The sequence below is a fragment of the Kribbella sp. NPDC004138 genome (genome assembly GCF_053603655.1).
Genome location: NZ_JBSGFZ010000005.1, coordinates 161,905 through 178,498 on the forward strand (window position 1 = coordinate 161,905; position 16,594 = coordinate 178,498).

Genomic DNA, 16,594 nt, shown 5'->3' on the forward strand with positions numbered 1-16,594 from the left:
TAGTCCGCTCAGGCCTCTTCGGGCGCGTTCGGTTCGGCGCCCGGCGGCAGCTGCAGCGGCAGCGACTCGCGGACCGCCATCGGCTCGTTCCCGCGGACCACGACGACGTTGCGCAGCGTCGCCTCCATCGGCTCGGCGGCGTCCGGCTCAACGGCGGCGCGGCCGAGCACCGTGCCGCGGAGCAGCCAGCGCGGGCCGTCCACACCGATCACCCGGGAGGTCTGGCTGAACACCTGTCCCTCCGGGTCCTCGACCGGGACGACCAGGACCAGCTCGGTGCCGAACGGGCCGTCGGTCTCGGTCGCCGTACCACCCATCCGGGCGGCCTCGGCGGCGATCTCCTGGCGGACCTCGTTCCAGATGCCGCTGGTCTTCGGCGCCGCGAACGCGCGCAGTTCCAGGGCGGAGTCGTCGAGCATCAGCAGCACCGCCTGGACGACGCCGCTCTGCTCGTCCACCTGCAGGCCGAGCTCCATACCGGGCCTGCCGGTGACGACCAGCGCGCCCAGGTCGATCCGGTCCTCCGCCTCCAGCTCGGCGGCGTCGACCTCACTCGAGTCGTACGGGCCCTCGGCGCGGGGGTCCGCCGCACCGGCCTCCTCGAGGGTCTCGCTCGTCTCGGGCTCGTCGTTCTTGCCCTTGCGGCGGAAGATCACAGCTGTTGCCTACTTCCTTGGTTGATTGCGGCCGCCGTAGTCTCGCGCATCCGACAGGTCAACGGATGCACCTGCTCAGCGTGTCACATTGCCGAAACCGCCGGTCGACCCGTGTCCCCCGTCACCCCGTGCGGAGCCGGGCAGCGAGGTCACCTCGACGAAGCGAGCCTTCTCCACCTGCTGGACGACGAGCTGCGCGATCCGGTCGCCGCGGCGGATCGTCACCTCGGCGTGCGGGTCGAGGTTGATCAGGTTGATCTTGATCTCACCCCGGTACCCGGCGTCGACGGTGCCGGGGGCGTTCACGATCGAGACGCCGTGCTTCGCGGCCAGCCCGGAGCGCGGGTGCACGAACGCGGCGTACCCGTCCTGCAGGGCGATGGCGATCCCGGTGCCGACCAGGCCGCGCTCCCCCGGCTTCAGGGTCAGGTCGGCGGCCGCCACCAGGTCCGCGCCGGCGTCGCCGGGGTGCGCGTACGACGGGAGCGGGAGGTCGGGGTCGAGTCGCTGGATGAGTACCTCGGTCACGAGAGGCGACCCTATCGAGCGCGCCGGACGGTCCACGTGCCAGGCTGGTCCTGTGGGCCTGGAACAAAGCAAGTATCGCGAGAGTCTGCGGGTGCCGGTGTCGTGGTGGATCATCGCCGCCGCCGCTGTCATCACGCTGTTCGTCATCGTCGCCGTGCCGGTCGGGACGATCGCCGGCGCGGTCGTCGGCGGGCTCGCCGCGGTCCTGCTGCTGGCGCTGTTCCTGCGGTACGGCGGCGCGCGGGTCGAGGTGGACGACAAGCGGTTCAAGGCCGGCCGCGCCGAGATCGACCGCGCGTACCTGGGCGAGGTCGAGGCGCTGACCGGCGACGACGCCCGGCACGCGTTCGGGCGGGACTGCGACCCGCAGGCGTTCCTCGTCCTGCGCAGCTACCTTCGCGGGGCCGTCCGGGTGCAGATCACCGATCCGGCCGACCCGGCGCCGTACTGGGTGGTCGGCACCCGCCACCCCGACCGATTGGCTGCCGCCCTGAGCGGGCACAGCGTGGGAAGATCCTGACGTCAGCAGTCGTCCTAGGAGGGTGCAGTGGTCGGAGCGAAGATCGGCTGGAAGCTGGTGCAGGCCGCCTTCACGATCGTGGTGGGCCTGGCCGCGAGCAAGGCGGTCAGCACGGCCTGGAAGCTGGGATCGGGCGGGAAGCCGCCCAAGGACGGCCAGGGCGAGTACCTGGAGGTCATGACCTGGGCCGCCGCCAGTGCCGCGGCCGCCGCAGCTGCGAAGCTGTTCGCCGAGCGCCGCGCCGCGGCGTACTACCTGAAGAGCACGGGCCACGCACCGCCCGGCTACGTCCAGGACTCGGTGGCCGGGCGCCTGATCAGGGGTACGGACACCGGGCTGGTCAAGAAGGAGGACTGAGTCCGAACGCACAACAGCGGGACCTCCCACCGGAGTGGGACGGTCCCGCTGTTCGTTGTGCGAAGTAGGGCGCGCTGGTGTCAGGCTGCGCAGTCGCGGCAGATCAGCTGCCCGTTCTTCGTTTCGGCGAGCTGGCTGCGGTGGTGAACCAGGAAGCAGCTCGAACAGGTGAACTCGTCGGCCTGGCGCGGGAGGACCCGGACCGCCAGCTCCTCGTGACTCAGGTCCGCGCCGGGCAGCTCGAAGCTCTCCGCGGCCTCGGCCTCGTCCTCGTCGACCTTGCCGGAGTTCTTGTCGTGACGGCGTGTCTTGAGCTCCTCGATCGACTCTTCGGAAGCGTCCTCGTCCGTCTTGCGCGGGGCGTCGTAATCAGTCGCCATGGTGTTTCCCTGCCCTCTTCGTACCCGTGGTGTTGCCTGCTGAGCCCTTGAACGGGTGGAGCGGCCGAGAAATTCCGCGTCGGAGCACCGCGCCGAACTTTCGTCCCCCGAAACCCTTGACAGCCAGGCCGGGACCGGCAAACACCGTTCCCGAGGACGGGATTGTGCCTTATAAAGGTCCGCAATGCACGACTGGGTCCATGGTGTGGCCCGCGTGTCGCCACAAATGTCAGTACCGAACAGCAGAATGCTCGTTAGTGCGCACTAGTGCGCAGAAACGAGCACTCTCCGGCAGCTACGCGCGCAACGGGTCGGCTCCGGCGAGTAACGCGTGGAACGGCTCGAACAGCGCCGGCGTGGCCGCGATCGACATCTCCGGCGATACCGGCGCGCCGTTCAGCCCGCCGATCCGGGCCCCGGCCTCGGCCGCGATCAGCGCACCGGCGCCGTAGTCCCACGGGTTCAGGCCGCGTTCGTAGACCACATCCAGCCGGCCGCAGGCGACGTAGCACAGGTCGATCGCGCCGACCCCGATCCGGCGGATGTCGCGGACCTTGGTGATCAGGTGCTGGATCACCTCGGCCTGCACCTGCCGGCGGGCCGGGTCGTACCCGAAACCGGTCCCGACCAGTGCCTGGCCCAGCTCGGTCGCACCCGACACCTGGATCGGCCGTCCGTCGGCGAACGCCCCGCCGCCCTTCGTCGCCGTGAACACCTCGCCCTTCGGCGCGTCCACGACCACCCCGGCGACGGTCTCCCCGCCGTACTCCACCGCGATCGAGACGGCGTACGTCGGGAGGTCGTAGAGGTAGTTGACGGTGCCGTCGATCGGGTCGACCACCCAGCGCACGCCGCTGGTGCCGACCACGTCGTCGCCCTCCTCGCCGAGGAACGAGTCGTCCGGCCGGGCCTGCAGGATCCGGGCCCGGATCAGCTCCTCGGACTCGCGGTCCACCGCCGTGACCACGTCGGTGACGGTGCTCTTGGTGTCGGCGACGGTGACCGTGCCGCGGCGGCGTTCGACGATCAGGTGCGCCGCCTCCTCCGCCACGTCGACCGCAAGCTTCAACAGCTCATCTGAAGACGTCATACAGCTTCCTTAGCTGGGGTGGGTCGGCGGAGCGGTGGGCAGCAGTCGCGGCGGCAGTCGTCCCAGCCCGGGCCGAGCTCGCCGACGCAGGGCCGGGCCGGCTGCTCGCCGCGCTCGGCCGCCGCCCGCTCGAGCACGAGGTCGCGGAGCATCGTGACGAACCGCTCGTCGGTCCCCGGCGTCGCGGCGCGCGCAATCGGCAGCCGGAGCTTCTCGGCCGTCGCCGCGGCCTCGGTGTCGAGGTCGTAGATGACCTCCATGTGGTCGCTGACGAACCCGATCGGTACGACGGCCACACCGGGTACGCCCTCGGCGGCCAGCGCCTCCAGGTGGTCGTTCACGTCCGGCTCGAGCCACGGCACCTGCGGCGGCCCGGACCGCGAGCAGTAGACGAGGTCGGTCCGCCGGGTCTGCCCGGTGCGGCGCTCGAGCTCGGCGGTGATCGACGCGGCGACGTCCAGGTGCCAGCTGACGTACCCGTCGCCGCCCGGGCCGCTGGTCGCGTTCATCGCGGTCGGGATCGAGTGCGTGACGTACGCGATCGCGGCGCCGTCCGGCAGCGTGCTCAGCGCATCGGCGGTCGATTCGACGAAGGAGTCGACGAAGCCCGGGTGGTTCGCGTAGTGCCGGAGCTTGTCGATCCGCGGCGCGTCCGGGACCTCGCGGGCGGCGTCCTCGAGGTTCTCCCGGTACTGCCGGCAGCCGGAGTACGACGGGTAGGCCGACGTGACGATCACCACGGCGCGCCGGATGCCGTCGGCGGCCATCTCGCGCATCGTGTCGGTCAGGTACGGCGCCCAGTTGCGGTTGCCCCAGTAGATCGGCAGGTCCAGCCCGATCTCGTCGAAAGACGCCCGCAGCGCCTTCAGCAGCGCCCGGTTCTGGTCGTTGATCGGGCTCCGGCCGCCGAACGAGTAGTAGTGCTCGCCGACCTCTTTCAGGCGCTCGTCGGGGATCCCGCGGCCGCGGGTCACGTTCTGCAGGAAGGGCAGCACGTCCTCGGGCTTCTCGGGCCCGCCGAACGAGAGCAACAGCACAGCGTCGTACGGAGCAGCGTCGACCGGGGCAGCGTCGATCGAGGGTGGGGCTGGCGACATATTCCAAGCTTCTCAGACGGCGGGAAGCTAAGCTGCCCCCGGTCTCTCATGCTCAAGCCCTACGTTCACCTCATGCGCCGTCCCGGTGCCGGCGCCTTCTTCGCCGCCGGGATCCTCGGGCGCATGCCGATCTCGATGATCGGCCTCGGCATCGTCATCCTGATCGCCCAGGAGAGCGGTTCGTACGGTCTGGCCGGCGCGGTCTCCGGCGTGGCCGTGATCGCCGGTGCGCTGACCGGTCCGGTCCAGGGACGCCTCGTCGACCGCTTCGGTCAGCGCGGGCTGATCCTGATCGGCTCAGTGACCTGCACGGTCGCTCTGGCCGCATTGCTGGTCGCGGTCCGCGCCGACGCTGCTATCTGGGTGCTCTACGTGCTGTCGTTCATCGCCGGTGGCATGAGGCCGCAGGTCGGCTCGTTCGTCCGGGCCCGCTGGACGCACTTGCTGGGCCGTGGTCGCGCACTGCAGACAGCCTTCGCACTGGAGGCTGTTGGCGACGAGGTGGTGTTCATCGTCGGCCCTGTCCTCGTCACCGCGCTGGCGACGCAGGTGAGCCCGTACGCCGCTCTGTCGGCGGCCGGCGTGTTGGGACTGGCCGGTGGTATCTGGCTGGCGTTGCTGCGCGCATCCGATCCGCCCGGCCGTGGCAAGGCGAACGGCCACGAGCAGGCGCCACTCCCCTGGCTGTCGATCATGCTGCTCAGCTTGATCGGTCTGGGTCTCGGCGCGACTCTCGGCGGCGCCGAGGTGATCACCGTCGCGTTCACCACCGAGAAGGGACAGGCCGGGCTGTCCGGCGTCGTACTCGCGGTCTGGGCGTTCGGCAGCCTGCTGGCCGGGCTCTGGTACGGCTCGGTGCACTGGCGGGCGCCGGTCGAGCGCCGGCTGCTGCTCGGCACGATCGCGCTCGCGATCACGCTGGCGCCGCTTCCCTGGGTCGACAGCATCTGGCTGCTCGGTGCGGTGCTCTTCTGCTGCGGCATGACGATCGCTCCGACGATGGTCGCGGTCACCGCGTGCGTCGAGGAGTGGGTGCCGCCGGAGCGACTGACCGAAGCGATCACGTGGACCGTCACCGGCATCCTGCTCGGCGTCGCCCCGGGCAACGCGGCCGCCGGGCACGCGGTCGACGTGTGGGGCCCGTCGGACGCGTACTGGGTCCCGTTCGGCGTCGGCATCGCCTGCGCGCTCGTCGCCGCGGTCTCCATCACCTTCGCCCGCCCGAAGGAACGCTTCGCCCACAATTAGGCTTGCATCTCCAGTTACGGGAGGTGTTTGGGTAGTGGGCATGGACCACTCGATCGGGGCTGCGGCGCGGCTCGCCGGGGTGTCGGTGAAGGCCGTGCGGCACTACTCCGACCTCGGGTTGCTGACGTCCCGGCGGAGTGCGGCCGGCCACCGGCGGTACGACGACACAGCCGTCGCCCGGCTGCGGCTGATCCGGACGTTGCGGGCCCTGGACCTGGATCTGCCGACGATCGGTGCCGTGCTGCGGGACGAGCGCTCACTGGCCGACGTCGCCGCCACCCATGCGGAGGCCTTGGCGATCCAGATCCAGACGCTGCGCCGGCAGCACGCCCTGCTCACGGTCCTCGCCCGACATCCCGAACCGAAGGACCTTGACCTCATGACCGAACAGTCCGAGCAGGACCGCCGCGCGCTGATCGCAGACTTCCTCAGCGCGACGCTCCGAGGCGTTGACCAAGCGATCCACCAGAACCTCACCCCGGTGCTGCCCGAGGACGCCGACGCCACCCAGCTCGCCGCCTGGTCGGAGATCACCAGACTGGTGTCCGACGACGAGTTCCGTACGTCGGTGCGCCGCCTGGCGACCGGCTACCAGGCGCTCGCGAGCCAGCGCACCGACGACCCGCTGCGCGCCGACCCGGCGTACCGCGGGCGGCTGATCGCACTACGCCGCGCCGTGGATCCACGCTGGGAGCGCTATCTCGAGCTCGTTGCCGTCGTCAACGGCTGGGCCGCGCCGTCACGGATTGCGGGGTAGCGGGGCGTTCCAGCCGCGGCGGATCGCGACCAGCCGGATCGCGAAGCAGGTGCCGGCGGCGGCGATCGGGATCCACAGGGCGTGGTAGTCCAGCGCGGACGCGATGACCACGATGGCGGCCCCCAGGAGCGCCGGGGTGGCGTAGATCTCGGAGCGCAGGACGACCGGGACGCGGCCGCTGAGCACGTCGCGCAGGACTCCGCCGCCGATGCCCGAGAGCACTCCGAGGAGTGCCGCGGAGATCGGCGACAGGCCGAACTCGATCGCCTTCAGCGCCCCGGTCACGCAGAACAGGGCAAGACCGGCCGCGTCGAAGATGTTCACCAGCCGCTCGACACGGCCGATGCCGGGGTGCAGGAAGAACGTGAGCAGACCGGCCACGATCGGAACCACCAGGTAGCGCCAGTCGCGGAGCGCGGCCGGCGGCGCCTGGCCGATCAGCACGTCCCGGATGAAGCCGCCGCCGAGCCCGGTGACCAGTGCCAGCACCTCGATCCCGAACACGTCCAGCTTCTTGCGTACGCCGACCAGCGCGCCGGTGATCCCGAACACGAAAATCCCGATCAGGTCGAGCACCTGCAGCACCACGGATCCACTCACAGCCCGCACGCTAAACCACGCGCGCCGCCGCTCCCGCGCTTCTAAGGTTTGTGGACATGAGCCGCGCCCCCGACGTCGACTACTCCGCCACCTCGCTGCGCCCGAGCTGGGACTCGCTGCCGCCCGCCTTGCACGAGGCTCTCGCGGTTGCCCTCGGCACGGAGATCACTTCCGTGGCCAAGCCGGTGTCATCGGGTTTCACCGGCGGCTTCGCGGCCCGCGCCGCACTGGCGGACGGCCGGCACGTCTTCATCAAAGCGGCGCCGGAGGGGCTACACGCCTACGAGGCGTACCAGCGCGAGGCCGAGGTCGTCCCACAGCTTCCGCCTTCCGTGAGAGCGCCCGCGATCGTCACCACGGCCCACACACCCAACCCGGCCCGCTTCGCCGACGGCAAGCAAGCACAGGCTCGACCGCATGGCGAGCGAGCAGGTGGTCACCCGCACGGCGACACCGCCTCGTCGCCGTCGTCCCCGGCCTCGGAGCCGACCTCGGCCTCCGGCCCAGCCTCGGGCCCGGCTGCAGCTCTTCCCGGCGGCGACGGGACGCGGTGGTTTGCTGTGGTGTCGGAGTGGGTTGAGGGGCGGATGCCGGGGACGCCTTGGACCGTCGAGGACTTCGGGCGGGTTACTGCTGCTTGTGAGCAGATGGCCGACGTCTTGCGGCCGAGCCCGCTCAGCGGGCTGAGCGTGTTCGCGGAGCTGGTCGGGGACGACGTGGGTGTCCCGGCGCAGATTCTGGCGGGTCAGCGGGAGATGCCGACCGGACTGCAGAGCTGGCTGCCGCGCGTGCTGCCTGAGCTCGCGGAGCTGGTAACCCTCGCACCGGAGGCGCTCTCCGGCGACTCGGCCACGCACTCCGACCTGCGCCCGGACAATCTGCTGATCGACAACGCCGGCACCTGCTGGACCGTCGACTGGAACTGGCTGACCCTCGGCCCGCGCTGGGTGGACTGGGTCGGCCTGCTGCCGATCGCCCAGCACCACGGCATCGACACGTTCACCGCCGTCACCCGCAGCCCGCTCACCGCCGACGTACCGAAGGATCACCTCGACTGCCTGGTCGCCGTGATCGCGGCGTACATGATGAAGAACGCCGACGCCCCACCCCCACCCGGCTGCACCCCGGCTCTGCGCGACCACCAGCGTCTCTTCGCGTGGACATTCCTGGACTGGCTCGCCGTACGACGCGGCTGGCCTACCGTGGAGACATGACGAAGGCTCCCACCAGCAGGTTCAAGGTCGAGGTGCTCGACGGTGACCGCACGTCGCGGCGTGAGGACGTCGTCAGCACCGAGGAGCCGCTGGAGCTGCGCCTGGAGTGGCCGGGCCGGCCGCCGGAGCCGCTGGTCGTGACGATGCGCACCCCCGGCTCCGACTTCGAGCTCGCCGCCGGGTTCTGTCTCGGCGAGGGCTTCGCGGTCCGCCCGGACGCGATCCGGACCGTTGCCTACTGCACCGATGTCACGCTGACCCAAGAGCAGCAGTTCAACACCGTCACGGTGACCTTCGACGGTCCCCCGGACCGCGAACCGCCCCAGCGGTACGGCGTGACGTCGGCCGCGTGCGGCGTATGCGGCCAGCAGAGCCTCGACGAGCTCGCCGAGCGCCACTACGACCCCGTCGACCCGGTCGAGGTCCCGGTCGACGTCGTACGCCGGCTGCCCGATCTGCTCCGCGAAGCGCAGCCGATGTTCAGCCGCACCGGCGGTCTGCACGCCGCGGGCCTGTTCACCGCCGACGGCCGCAAGGTCGTGGTGAAGGAGGACATCGGCCGGCACAACGCGGTCGACAAGGTCGTCGGCTGGACCGTCCTCAACCAGCACAGCCGCAAGGGCCTCGTCCTCACCGTGAGCGGCCGGGCCGGCTACGAGATCGTCCAGAAGGCCGTCGCCGCCGGCCTCGGCATGGTCGTCGCCGTCGGCGCCCCGTCAAGCCTCGCCGTCGACCTCGCCCGCGAGTTCAACATCACCCTGGCCGGCTTCACCCGCGGCGACCGCTGCGTCGTCTACTCCGCCCCGGAGCGGATCATCCGGTAAGGAGATCTGCCGCAGATCTAAGGGGGTATGCCTGATGTGAGATCCCCCGCCACCGCCGGAACGTGGAGGTGGAAGGGACACGATCATGAAACTGCACTACACCGTCATCGCGATACCGCTCTTCGTCTGCGGCACGGCCGTGGCCGGAGCGGCCCAGGCCTCGGCAGTTCCCCCGCGCGAGCCCGATGCCCAACAGAGCCAGCCGCGTGTCGAGGTCCCGGTGGACGACACCGCCAACGAGGTCGCACAGACAACCGCCGGAGTGCTGGCGGGCGCCGGCCTGGCCGCTACAGCCACCTGGTTCTACCGCCGCCGCCATCCACTCGCTGCCAATTGAGCCGACATCCGGCGGCGAAAATCAGCCGCCCGGATCCGCCAGCCGCTCCGCGAGCGCCGCTGCCTCGAAGCGCGTCGTCGTACCCGTCTTCCGCAGAATGCTCGAAACGTGGACACTCACCGTCTTGTCACTGATCACCAGATCCTTTGCGATCTCGCCGTTCGATCGGCCGGTGACCAGGAAGGCCAGGATCTCCCGCTCCCGCGGGGTGAGAGCCGACAGGACCGACTCCTCCCGATCGGGTACGACGAGCGGCTCCGGTTCACGCAGGCTGATCCGGACCCGCCGGGCGAGCGATTCGACGCTGCGCAGCAGTGGCTCGGCGCCCAACTCGTCGGCGCCACGTCGAGCTTGCCGGAGCGGCTCGGCGACACCGACCGGGGGCCAACCTGCCGCGATCGCCGCCTCCGCGTAGCGCCATTGCGCCACCGCTCGATGCCATGGCGCACCCACTGCGTCGCAGGCCTGGGCTGCGCGCTGCCAACGGCTAGCCTGGTCCGGGTCGTCACGACACCGCGCGACCTCGGCGTGAAACAACGCACTCCGCATCGATTGCACCGACGCGTCCGTCTGCTCCCGGGTGAACGGCTCCCACGGCCAGGAATCGAGGATCTCCTCGAGACCGGCAATGGCCCGCGTGGCACTCGCGGTGTCACCTGCGTCGCGCGCCGCCTGTGCGAGCTCAGCAGCCGCGTTGGCGTACAGCACCAGCAGGTCGTCGTCCTCCGGAGTCGGAGCGGCGCCGGGCCGCGTCAATCTGGCTCGCAGCCAGTCGACCGCCTCCTGCGGCTTGCCCTCGGCGACCAGCACTTCGGCTCCGCCCGCGGCCAGTGTCTCGCGGATCCCGACGAAGTTCTCGGCGACCAACTCCCGAGCCCGATCGAAATGAAGCCGGCCCTCAGCTGTCCGGCCACGACGCACGGCCAACGATGCCGCGGTCAGCCTGACTGCGGCGCCGGGAATGCTCGGACAGCGCGCGGCCAGCGCGGCCCGCAATATCGCCTGGCACTCCTCCCACCGTCCCGCCTCCAACAATCCGTCGGCCCCGAGGTAGGCGAGGAAGTACCCGAGCATGTCGCGCCCAGGTACCGCCAGTTCGGAGTAGCCGCGGAGCGCCAGATCAGTTGCTTCCGTACGTCGTCCAAGAGTGCGCAACGCGTGCACCTGCCAGACGAACGCCATCAGCCACTCCAGCATCGCGCCGCCGGCACGGGCCAGTTGCTCCGCCTCCTGCCCGTCCAACAATGCCTGTTCGGGTGCACTGCCGGCGAGCACGCTGCATCGATATCCCAGCGCGGCAGCCAACACCCGGTCAGAGCCGGCGGCCCGCGCCACCCGAACGGCCTCGTTCGCATGGGCGACCGCGATGGGGAGACTCTGCCAGTTCTCGGCCCAGGCGACGGCTGCGAGCGCCCGCGCGTGTGCGGCACTCTCGGGGAGGCGCGCCGACAGCTCAAGCGCCTGCCCGAGGTCCACCAGCACCGCCTCGATCGGCTCGGTCCGGTGCCAGTGCATCATCCCTCGGTCGACAAGGATTCCGGACGCCACCAGCGGCTCCTTCGTGCTGTCGATCATGCCGAGCGCATCGCCGGCGAGTTCGATCGCCTGGTCGTTGCGGCCCACCCGCGAACACACAGCGCTGGTCCGGAGGTACAGCGCTATACGGTCGGCCGGACTGCCGCGAAGGGCTGGTGAGACTTGCTCCCACAGGTTGCACATTCGCTCCAGCTGGATGACTTCCTCGGCCGGCGCGCGGAGGTTCGCAGCCTGTTCGGCGGCAATCCGCGACCACTTGTAGGCCTCGTCGATCCGTCCTGCCCGGAGGCTGTGTACCGCCAGGTCGGGGGCCACCGATGCCCCCGCCCGAGCTTCCAGTACGTCAAGGTAACCGGCGTGGATATCCGGCGCCCGGCCTGGTGGCAGCCCGTCGTACAGAACCTCGGCCAGCAGCGGATGCCGGAACCAGCACGGATCAGCCGGGCCCATCGCCAGAACGCCACGCTCCTGGGCCTCGATCACCCACGCGGGTAACCCGGTGACGTCGACTCCCTGACGGGAGGCAACCGCGGCCAGTACGTCGAGAGCGGTCGGGCGACCGCCGACAGCGAGGACCTGGACCATCTGGCGAGCCTGCTTCGACAAGCGGTGCCATGCGGCGAGAAGTGCCTCCCTCAGTCCTTGGGGGACCGCGTCCGGCAACGCGACCCCGGACAGGTCCTGAACCAGCAATTCTGTGAGGTACGGATTCCCGTCCGATCGAGCCTGGACCTGGGCAACGAGGTCGACGTCCGGCAGGACGCCGAGCAGGTCCCCCACCTGGGCACCGGTCTCGGCGAGCTCGAAGCGTTCGAGCTGGATCTCCTCGAACGACGGCATCCGCCGCATGTCGGCGAGCCAGCCGTGCAGTGGATGGCCCACGCCGAGGTCCTCGTCGCGGCACGTGCCGAGCACCGTCAGGCGCCGGCGGCGGAATCCGGTGATGAGATAGGCCAGAACGTCCAGCGACGCGAGATCTGCCCACTGCAGATCGTCGACGACCACGACGGTGCGATGCCGATCCGCGATGCGGTTCAGGACGAGGTCGACGACAGGAACGAGGCGCCCGGCCGGCACGTCGTGTGCAGCGCGCACGCCGGGCAACAGACTGCCCAACTCATCGGCGCCGGCGAGTACCTGAGCTCGCTCGGCCGGGTCGGCCGCCTGGAGCCAGTCCTGCAGGATGCCGACGACCGGCGCGTACGGAACGGATGCTCCGCCGAAACGGACGCAAGAACCCCAGAGCACCAGGAGCTCCGGATCTGTGCACAGTTCCCGCACCAGGCGGGTCTTGCCGACCCCCGCCTCACCGCGCACGATCGCCGCGGCCGGCCGCCCCGCTGCGCCGCCGGCCAGGATCTGCCTGATCCGTTCCCGCTCGGCGCCCCGCCCGACGAACCGATGACCAGGCTGTGCCTGCCCCCTCACGACCAACAGTCTCCACCCGGCGCAGGTGGTCGCCAATCACCCGTCGAGTGTGATGAACGTGGCCTTCGGGACGTATTCGTAGCGGTCCGGCATGCAGGTCAGGACGATGATCTGGCCGTGGTCGCCGGCGCGGCCGAGGAGGGCGCCCATGTCGCGCAGGCGGGCCTTGTCGGACCAGCCGAGGGCGTCGTCGAAGATCACCGGCACGCTGCCCTCGCCGGTGCTGACCAGGTGGCTGATCGCCAGCCGGGTGATGATCGCCAGCTGCTCCTGAGCGCCCGTCGACAACGCCTCGACCGGCAACCGGACACCGTCGAGCTCGCGCTCGGCGACTGCGAGGTCGTCGTCCAGCCAGACCCGGAACGACGGGCCGTACACGCTGCGCCCGAGCGACTCGATCCGGCTCTGCAGCGGCTCGGAGTACTTCGTCTGCGCCTCAGCCCGATGCCGGCTCAACGTCTCATGCACGCGCTGCGCGGCTTCCGCGCGCCGCAGCAGGCTGTCGTGCTCCGTCCGTACGGCGGCCAGCTCCAGCTCGGCCAGGTCGCGCCGCGTCGCGAGTCCGTCCCGGCCGGACTGCTCGAGCCGGCCTTCCGTCGTACGGAGCGCGTCGCGCAGCCGGTCGCGCTCGTCCTGCAGCCGTTTCGCGACGGCCAGGGAGTGCGTCAACTCGTCGGCGACCCGGTCGGCCCCGGCTTCGTCGGCCTGGGCCTGGACGGCGGTCAGCTCCTCGAGCACCGCCTCGACCTCGGCCGTCGCCTCCGTCTCGGCCACCGTCACGGCCTCGTCGTCGAGCACCGACCGCGCCGACTCCAGCGCCTCGGTCGCGGCGGCCAGGCGCTCTCCCGCCAGCTCGGACCGGGCGCGCGCGTTCTGCGCCTCGGACCGGTCTTCGTCCGCGGCCTTCCGCGCCTGCTCCACGGCGAACTCGGCGTCCTTCAGCAGCCGCTCCGCCTCTGCCAGGCCGTCCCTGGCAGCGTCGAGCGCGCGCTGTGCGCCCGGCAGATCGGCCGGCGCCGGCCCGGTCTCGGTGACATCGTCGAACAATGTGTCATGCGGCGACGCGAACTCCGTGAACTCCGCGAACAGCGACATCTGCCCCGGCACGCCCTCGACGGCGGGTTGTTTGCCGCCGACGTCCTCGGCCTCGTCGACGCTGCCGAGGCGCGCCGTCAGTACGGCGATCCGCTCTCCCGGGTCACCGCCGGCGGTCAGCGATTTCTCGGTCCGGCGTGCCTCGTTCAGCTCGGCGCTCGCGGTGTCGGCCTTGCGCAGCAGCTCTCGCGCCGCGGCGACGTCCTTGACGCCGGCCTTCTTCAGCAGGTCCTTCTCCCGCCGCACGGCGTCGTCGACCCGGGCGCGCAGCGTCGCCGCCTCGCCACCGGCCCGGACGATCACCTCGACCTGGCCCGGTACGCCGACGACGAGCTCGCCGGAGACCAGCACCTCGGCCGACTCGTCGAAGCCCAGCTCGGGCGGCGCGTTGCCTTCCAGACCCGTCCCCGACAGCTCCACGGGCTCCGCGCCGAGTCGGCGTACCGTCACCTCCGGTACGCCGGCCGCGAGCGCCGCGCGCGCCTCGACCACCGCCGCCCGGGCGTCCTCCAGCGCCGCCACGATCGCGTCGTCGACCTTGATCCGGTCCAGGATCGTGCCCGCGGCCGCGATCCGCGCGCGGACGTCGACGAGCTCGGTCTGCTGCCCGACCAGCCGGTCCAGCTCGGCGCGATCCATCAGGTCGGAGACGCGCCGCTCGGCCGTCTGAACGTCGGTGCGCCGCAGGTCCTTGAGCTCCACGACCTCCGCGAGCGCGGCCTCCGCCGCCTGCACGGTCTCGGCCGCGGTCTTCGCGACCAGCTCCGCGTCCGCTCGTCGCCCGGCCAGCTCGCCCTCGAACTTCGTGAAGCGCTCGACCTCGTCGAGCAGGCGCTCCCGCTCCAGCCGGGTGCGGGTGTGGTTCTCCAGCCGGGCGCGGGCGGTCTCCGCCCGCGACCGCACCGAGTCGCGCCGGAGCAGGATCTCGTCGGTCGCCTGTTTGCGCTCGCGCAGTGCCTCGAGGACGGTGAGATGTTCGGTCAGGCGGCCGGTCACGTCGTCGAGGTCCAGGTTCAGTCGCTCGGCACGGCGGATGTCGGACTGGACCTCCTCCATCGCCTGGAACGCCTGCTTGCAGGACAGCTCGGCCGCGGCGACGGCCTTCGCGGACCGGGCGAAGTCGCCGGTCGGCTTGCCGCGGGGCGTCCAGTACCGCAGGTACTCGTGCTCGACGGCCGTCACCAGCGGCATCGACGCGCCGTCCACCGGCGTCCCGGACTCCGCGGTCACCGCGGTGATCAACGGCTCGGCATCGGCCGGCGTTGGCAGCACCAACGACTGCCCCTGGCTGACCATCAAGGTCTGCCAGAGCACCGGGTCGACGTTTTCGTGGAACAGCCGCTCGGCCTCGTTGTGCGCCTCGCGCCCCGTCCAGGACTGCCGGCGGCCGTCGGGCTCGACGATCGTCAGCTCGGTCGAGCGGTTCTTCAGCCAGCGCTTCGAGTACGTCAGCTCCCGGCCGCCGAGACTCAGCTCGGCGGTCACCTGCGGACCGACGTCCTGGCCGACCGGCTGGATGTCGCGGATCCGGGTCGACTTCGAGTCGTCGGGCAGGTCGAAGACCAGCCCGAACGCCTCGACCAGGCTGGACTTGCCGACCTCGTTGTCGCCGACCACCACGGTGGTGCCCAGCGCGCGGAACCGGACCATGCGGTCCTTGACGCCACGGAAGTCCCGTAGCGCCAAGCTGTGCAGTCTCATCCCGCGTCCCGCGCCAATCGGTGCATCAGGGACAGCGCGGCGCCGGCGCTCTCGTCCCCACCGGCCAGAGCCTGGCGCAGCTCCTCCATCGCGGCCCGGGCCGGGCCGCTGAGTTGCAGCGACTCCAGGTCCGCCGCGTCCGGCGCCGGGCGCACGGTCCAGAACTTCACCCAGCGCTCGACACTCGCGAAGACCTCGCCCTGGGCGTCGATGATCGTGTCCAGCCGGGCCAGCAGCGGAAGCGACAGCGAGCCGTCACCGGCGAGCCGCACGTATGTCCGCTCCTTGTCCGGCAGCTCGGCGAACCAGTCCTCAAGGGCCGTGATCGACTCCTCGTCGAACAACTCGACCCGGTGGTCGACCATGTGCCAGCCGCCGACCCGCACCGGCTCGACGTCGATCGCGCCGTCGGCGATCGTCACCTTCAAGACGTTGCCCGGGTCATCCTCCTCCGGCGACGTCACCTCCTGCGTCCCGGAGAACCAGATCCGGTCGGTGACCCGGGTCGTCGAGTGCCGGTCGCCGAGGCCGACGTACTGCAGCCGGCCGTCCGCGACCGCGGCCTCGAGTGCGGCCTGGTCGATCGGCGGTACGTCGGACATACCGCCGGACAGGCTCGTCAACTGGCCGTGCGCGAGCAGGATCCGCGTGGTCTCGGCAGCCGGCGGGAGGTCGGCGTACCCGGGCGCGGCCGGATCCGACAGCGGGCGGCGCGAACGCCACGGCGCGCCGACGATCTCGACCCCCGGCATGATCTGAAAAGGCGTCGTTTCGGTCAGCACCGTCACGTGTTCCGGCGCGTGCGCGAGCCACTGGCTCGACGTCCACAGCGACCCCGGCTCCAGCGCGTCATGGTTGCCCGGGAGCAGCACCACCGGGACAGGGATCCGCTTGAGCGCCTCACAGGCCCGCAGGATCGTCTGCCGCTCGACCTGGTTGTGCTCGAACACGTCCCCGGTGACGACCACGAACGCCGCACCCGTGTCCTTGGCGACCTCGCCGATCCGCGCGACAGCATCCAGCCGCGCCTGACCCCACCGGGCCTGGCCGTCCGGCCCCAGGAACCGGCGCATCATCCCCAGCTGCCAGTCCGAGCTGTGCAGAAACGTGATCGACTCGCCCATAGCGTTGAGAACGCTAACCCGCGGCACCGACAACCGCGCAACCCAACACACACAAACCGCTACACCGCCCACACTCCGGACGCTCCGCCGAACCGACTTCGA

Annotated in this window: 16 protein-coding genes; 7 read left to right on the plus strand and 9 right to left on the minus strand. The window is 70.8% G+C overall.

Going from position 1 to position 16,594, the window contains the following annotated elements; translation table 11 throughout:
- Positions 1-8: 8 nt before the first annotated feature.
- Positions 9-656 carry a DUF3710 domain-containing protein gene (locus ACWEOO_RS08640; RefSeq protein WP_452142457.1) on the minus strand — a complete coding sequence of 216 codons (648 nt, stop codon included), beginning with the start codon at positions 654-656 and terminating at the stop codon, positions 9-11.
- Between the two features lie 75 nt (positions 657-731).
- A complete protein-coding gene (gene dut, locus ACWEOO_RS08645) occupies positions 732-1,184 on the minus strand; it encodes a dUTP diphosphatase (RefSeq protein WP_452142458.1) in 453 nt (150 codons plus the stop codon).
- A gap of 52 nt (positions 1,185-1,236) precedes the next feature.
- Between dut and ACWEOO_RS08650 the strand changes: the two genes are divergently transcribed.
- On the plus strand, positions 1,237-1,704 hold the full coding sequence (locus ACWEOO_RS08650) for a DUF3093 domain-containing protein (RefSeq protein WP_452142459.1): 468 nt from the start codon (positions 1,237-1,239) through the stop codon (positions 1,702-1,704).
- Between the two features lie 27 nt (positions 1,705-1,731).
- Positions 1,732-2,061, plus strand: a complete 330-nt coding sequence (locus ACWEOO_RS08655; protein ID WP_359929507.1) for a DUF4235 domain-containing protein — start codon at positions 1,732-1,734, stop codon at positions 2,059-2,061.
- Positions 2,062-2,141: 80 nt separating this feature from the next.
- Here ACWEOO_RS08655 and ACWEOO_RS08660 read toward each other — a convergent pair whose 3' ends face one another.
- From ACWEOO_RS08660 to ACWEOO_RS08670, 3 genes are all read right to left on the minus strand, one after another.
- On the minus strand, positions 2,142-2,441 hold the full coding sequence (locus tag ACWEOO_RS08660) for a DUF4193 domain-containing protein (RefSeq protein ID WP_130379292.1): 300 nt from the start codon (positions 2,439-2,441) through the stop codon (positions 2,142-2,144).
- Positions 2,442-2,736: 295 nt separating this feature from the next.
- Positions 2,737-3,531, minus strand: a complete 795-nt coding sequence (locus ACWEOO_RS08665; RefSeq protein WP_452142460.1) for an inositol monophosphatase family protein — start codon at positions 3,529-3,531, stop codon at positions 2,737-2,739.
- Complete coding sequence (locus ACWEOO_RS08670) at positions 3,528-4,628, minus strand: ferrochelatase (protein WP_452142461.1); 1,101 nt, start codon at positions 4,626-4,628, stop codon at positions 3,528-3,530. Before ACWEOO_RS08670 ends, ACWEOO_RS08665 begins: the two co-directional genes overlap by 4 nt.
- A gap of 72 nt (positions 4,629-4,700) precedes the next feature.
- Here ACWEOO_RS08670 and ACWEOO_RS08675 point away from each other — a divergent pair, with 72 nt between their 5' ends.
- Positions 4,701-5,876, plus strand: a complete 1,176-nt coding sequence (locus ACWEOO_RS08675) for an MFS transporter (RefSeq protein ID WP_452142462.1) — start codon at positions 4,701-4,703, stop codon at positions 5,874-5,876.
- A 40-nt stretch (positions 5,877-5,916) separates the two neighbouring features.
- Positions 5,917-6,633 carry a MerR family transcriptional regulator gene (locus tag ACWEOO_RS08680; protein WP_452142463.1) on the plus strand — a complete coding sequence of 239 codons (717 nt, stop codon included), beginning with the start codon at positions 5,917-5,919 and terminating at the stop codon, positions 6,631-6,633.
- On the opposite strand, the gene ACWEOO_RS08685 is transcribed toward ACWEOO_RS08680, so the two are convergent.
- A complete protein-coding gene (locus ACWEOO_RS08685) occupies positions 6,616-7,233 on the minus strand; it encodes a trimeric intracellular cation channel family protein (protein ID WP_452142464.1) in 618 nt (205 codons plus the stop codon). The two genes, ACWEOO_RS08680 and ACWEOO_RS08685, sit on opposite strands and share 18 nt — an antisense overlap.
- A gap of 56 nt (positions 7,234-7,289) precedes the next feature.
- On the opposite strand from ACWEOO_RS08685, the gene ACWEOO_RS08690 reads away from it, so the two are divergent.
- The 3 genes from ACWEOO_RS08690 to ACWEOO_RS08700 all read left to right on the plus strand — a co-directional run bounded on the left by ACWEOO_RS08690 (position 7,290) and on the right by ACWEOO_RS08700 (position 9,608).
- Entirely contained in the window at positions 7,290-8,447 is a 1,158-nt protein-coding gene (locus tag ACWEOO_RS08690) for an aminoglycoside phosphotransferase (RefSeq protein WP_452142465.1), read from the plus strand.
- Positions 8,444-9,271, plus strand: coding sequence for a formate dehydrogenase accessory sulfurtransferase FdhD (gene fdhD / locus ACWEOO_RS08695; RefSeq protein WP_452142466.1), 828 nt, complete (start codon positions 8,444-8,446; stop codon positions 9,269-9,271). The genes ACWEOO_RS08690 and fdhD overlap by 4 nt, the downstream gene beginning before the upstream one ends.
- An 85-nt stretch (positions 9,272-9,356) precedes the next feature.
- On the plus strand, positions 9,357-9,608 hold the full coding sequence (locus ACWEOO_RS08700; RefSeq protein ID WP_359929524.1) for a hypothetical protein: 252 nt from the start codon (positions 9,357-9,359) through the stop codon (positions 9,606-9,608).
- 21 nt (positions 9,609-9,629) lie between these two features.
- Here the strand turns inward: ACWEOO_RS08700 and ACWEOO_RS08705 are convergent, their stop codons facing one another.
- From ACWEOO_RS08705 to ACWEOO_RS08715, 3 genes are read right to left on the minus strand one after another with little or no spacing between them, the layout of a single operon-like run.
- Positions 9,630-12,572: an AAA family ATPase gene (locus ACWEOO_RS08705; protein ID WP_452142467.1), complete on the minus strand. Its 2,943-nt coding sequence runs from the start codon at positions 12,570-12,572 to the stop codon at positions 9,630-9,632.
- A gap of 36 nt (positions 12,573-12,608) precedes the next feature.
- Positions 12,609-15,368 carry an AAA family ATPase gene (locus tag ACWEOO_RS08710; protein WP_452142468.1) on the minus strand — a complete coding sequence of 920 codons (2,760 nt, stop codon included), beginning with the start codon at positions 15,366-15,368 and terminating at the stop codon, positions 12,609-12,611.
- Positions 15,365-16,492, minus strand: a complete 1,128-nt coding sequence (locus tag ACWEOO_RS08715; RefSeq protein ID WP_452142469.1) for a metallophosphoesterase family protein — start codon at positions 16,490-16,492, stop codon at positions 15,365-15,367. Before ACWEOO_RS08715 ends, ACWEOO_RS08710 begins: the two co-directional genes overlap by 4 nt.
- Positions 16,493-16,594 lie beyond the last annotated feature (102 nt).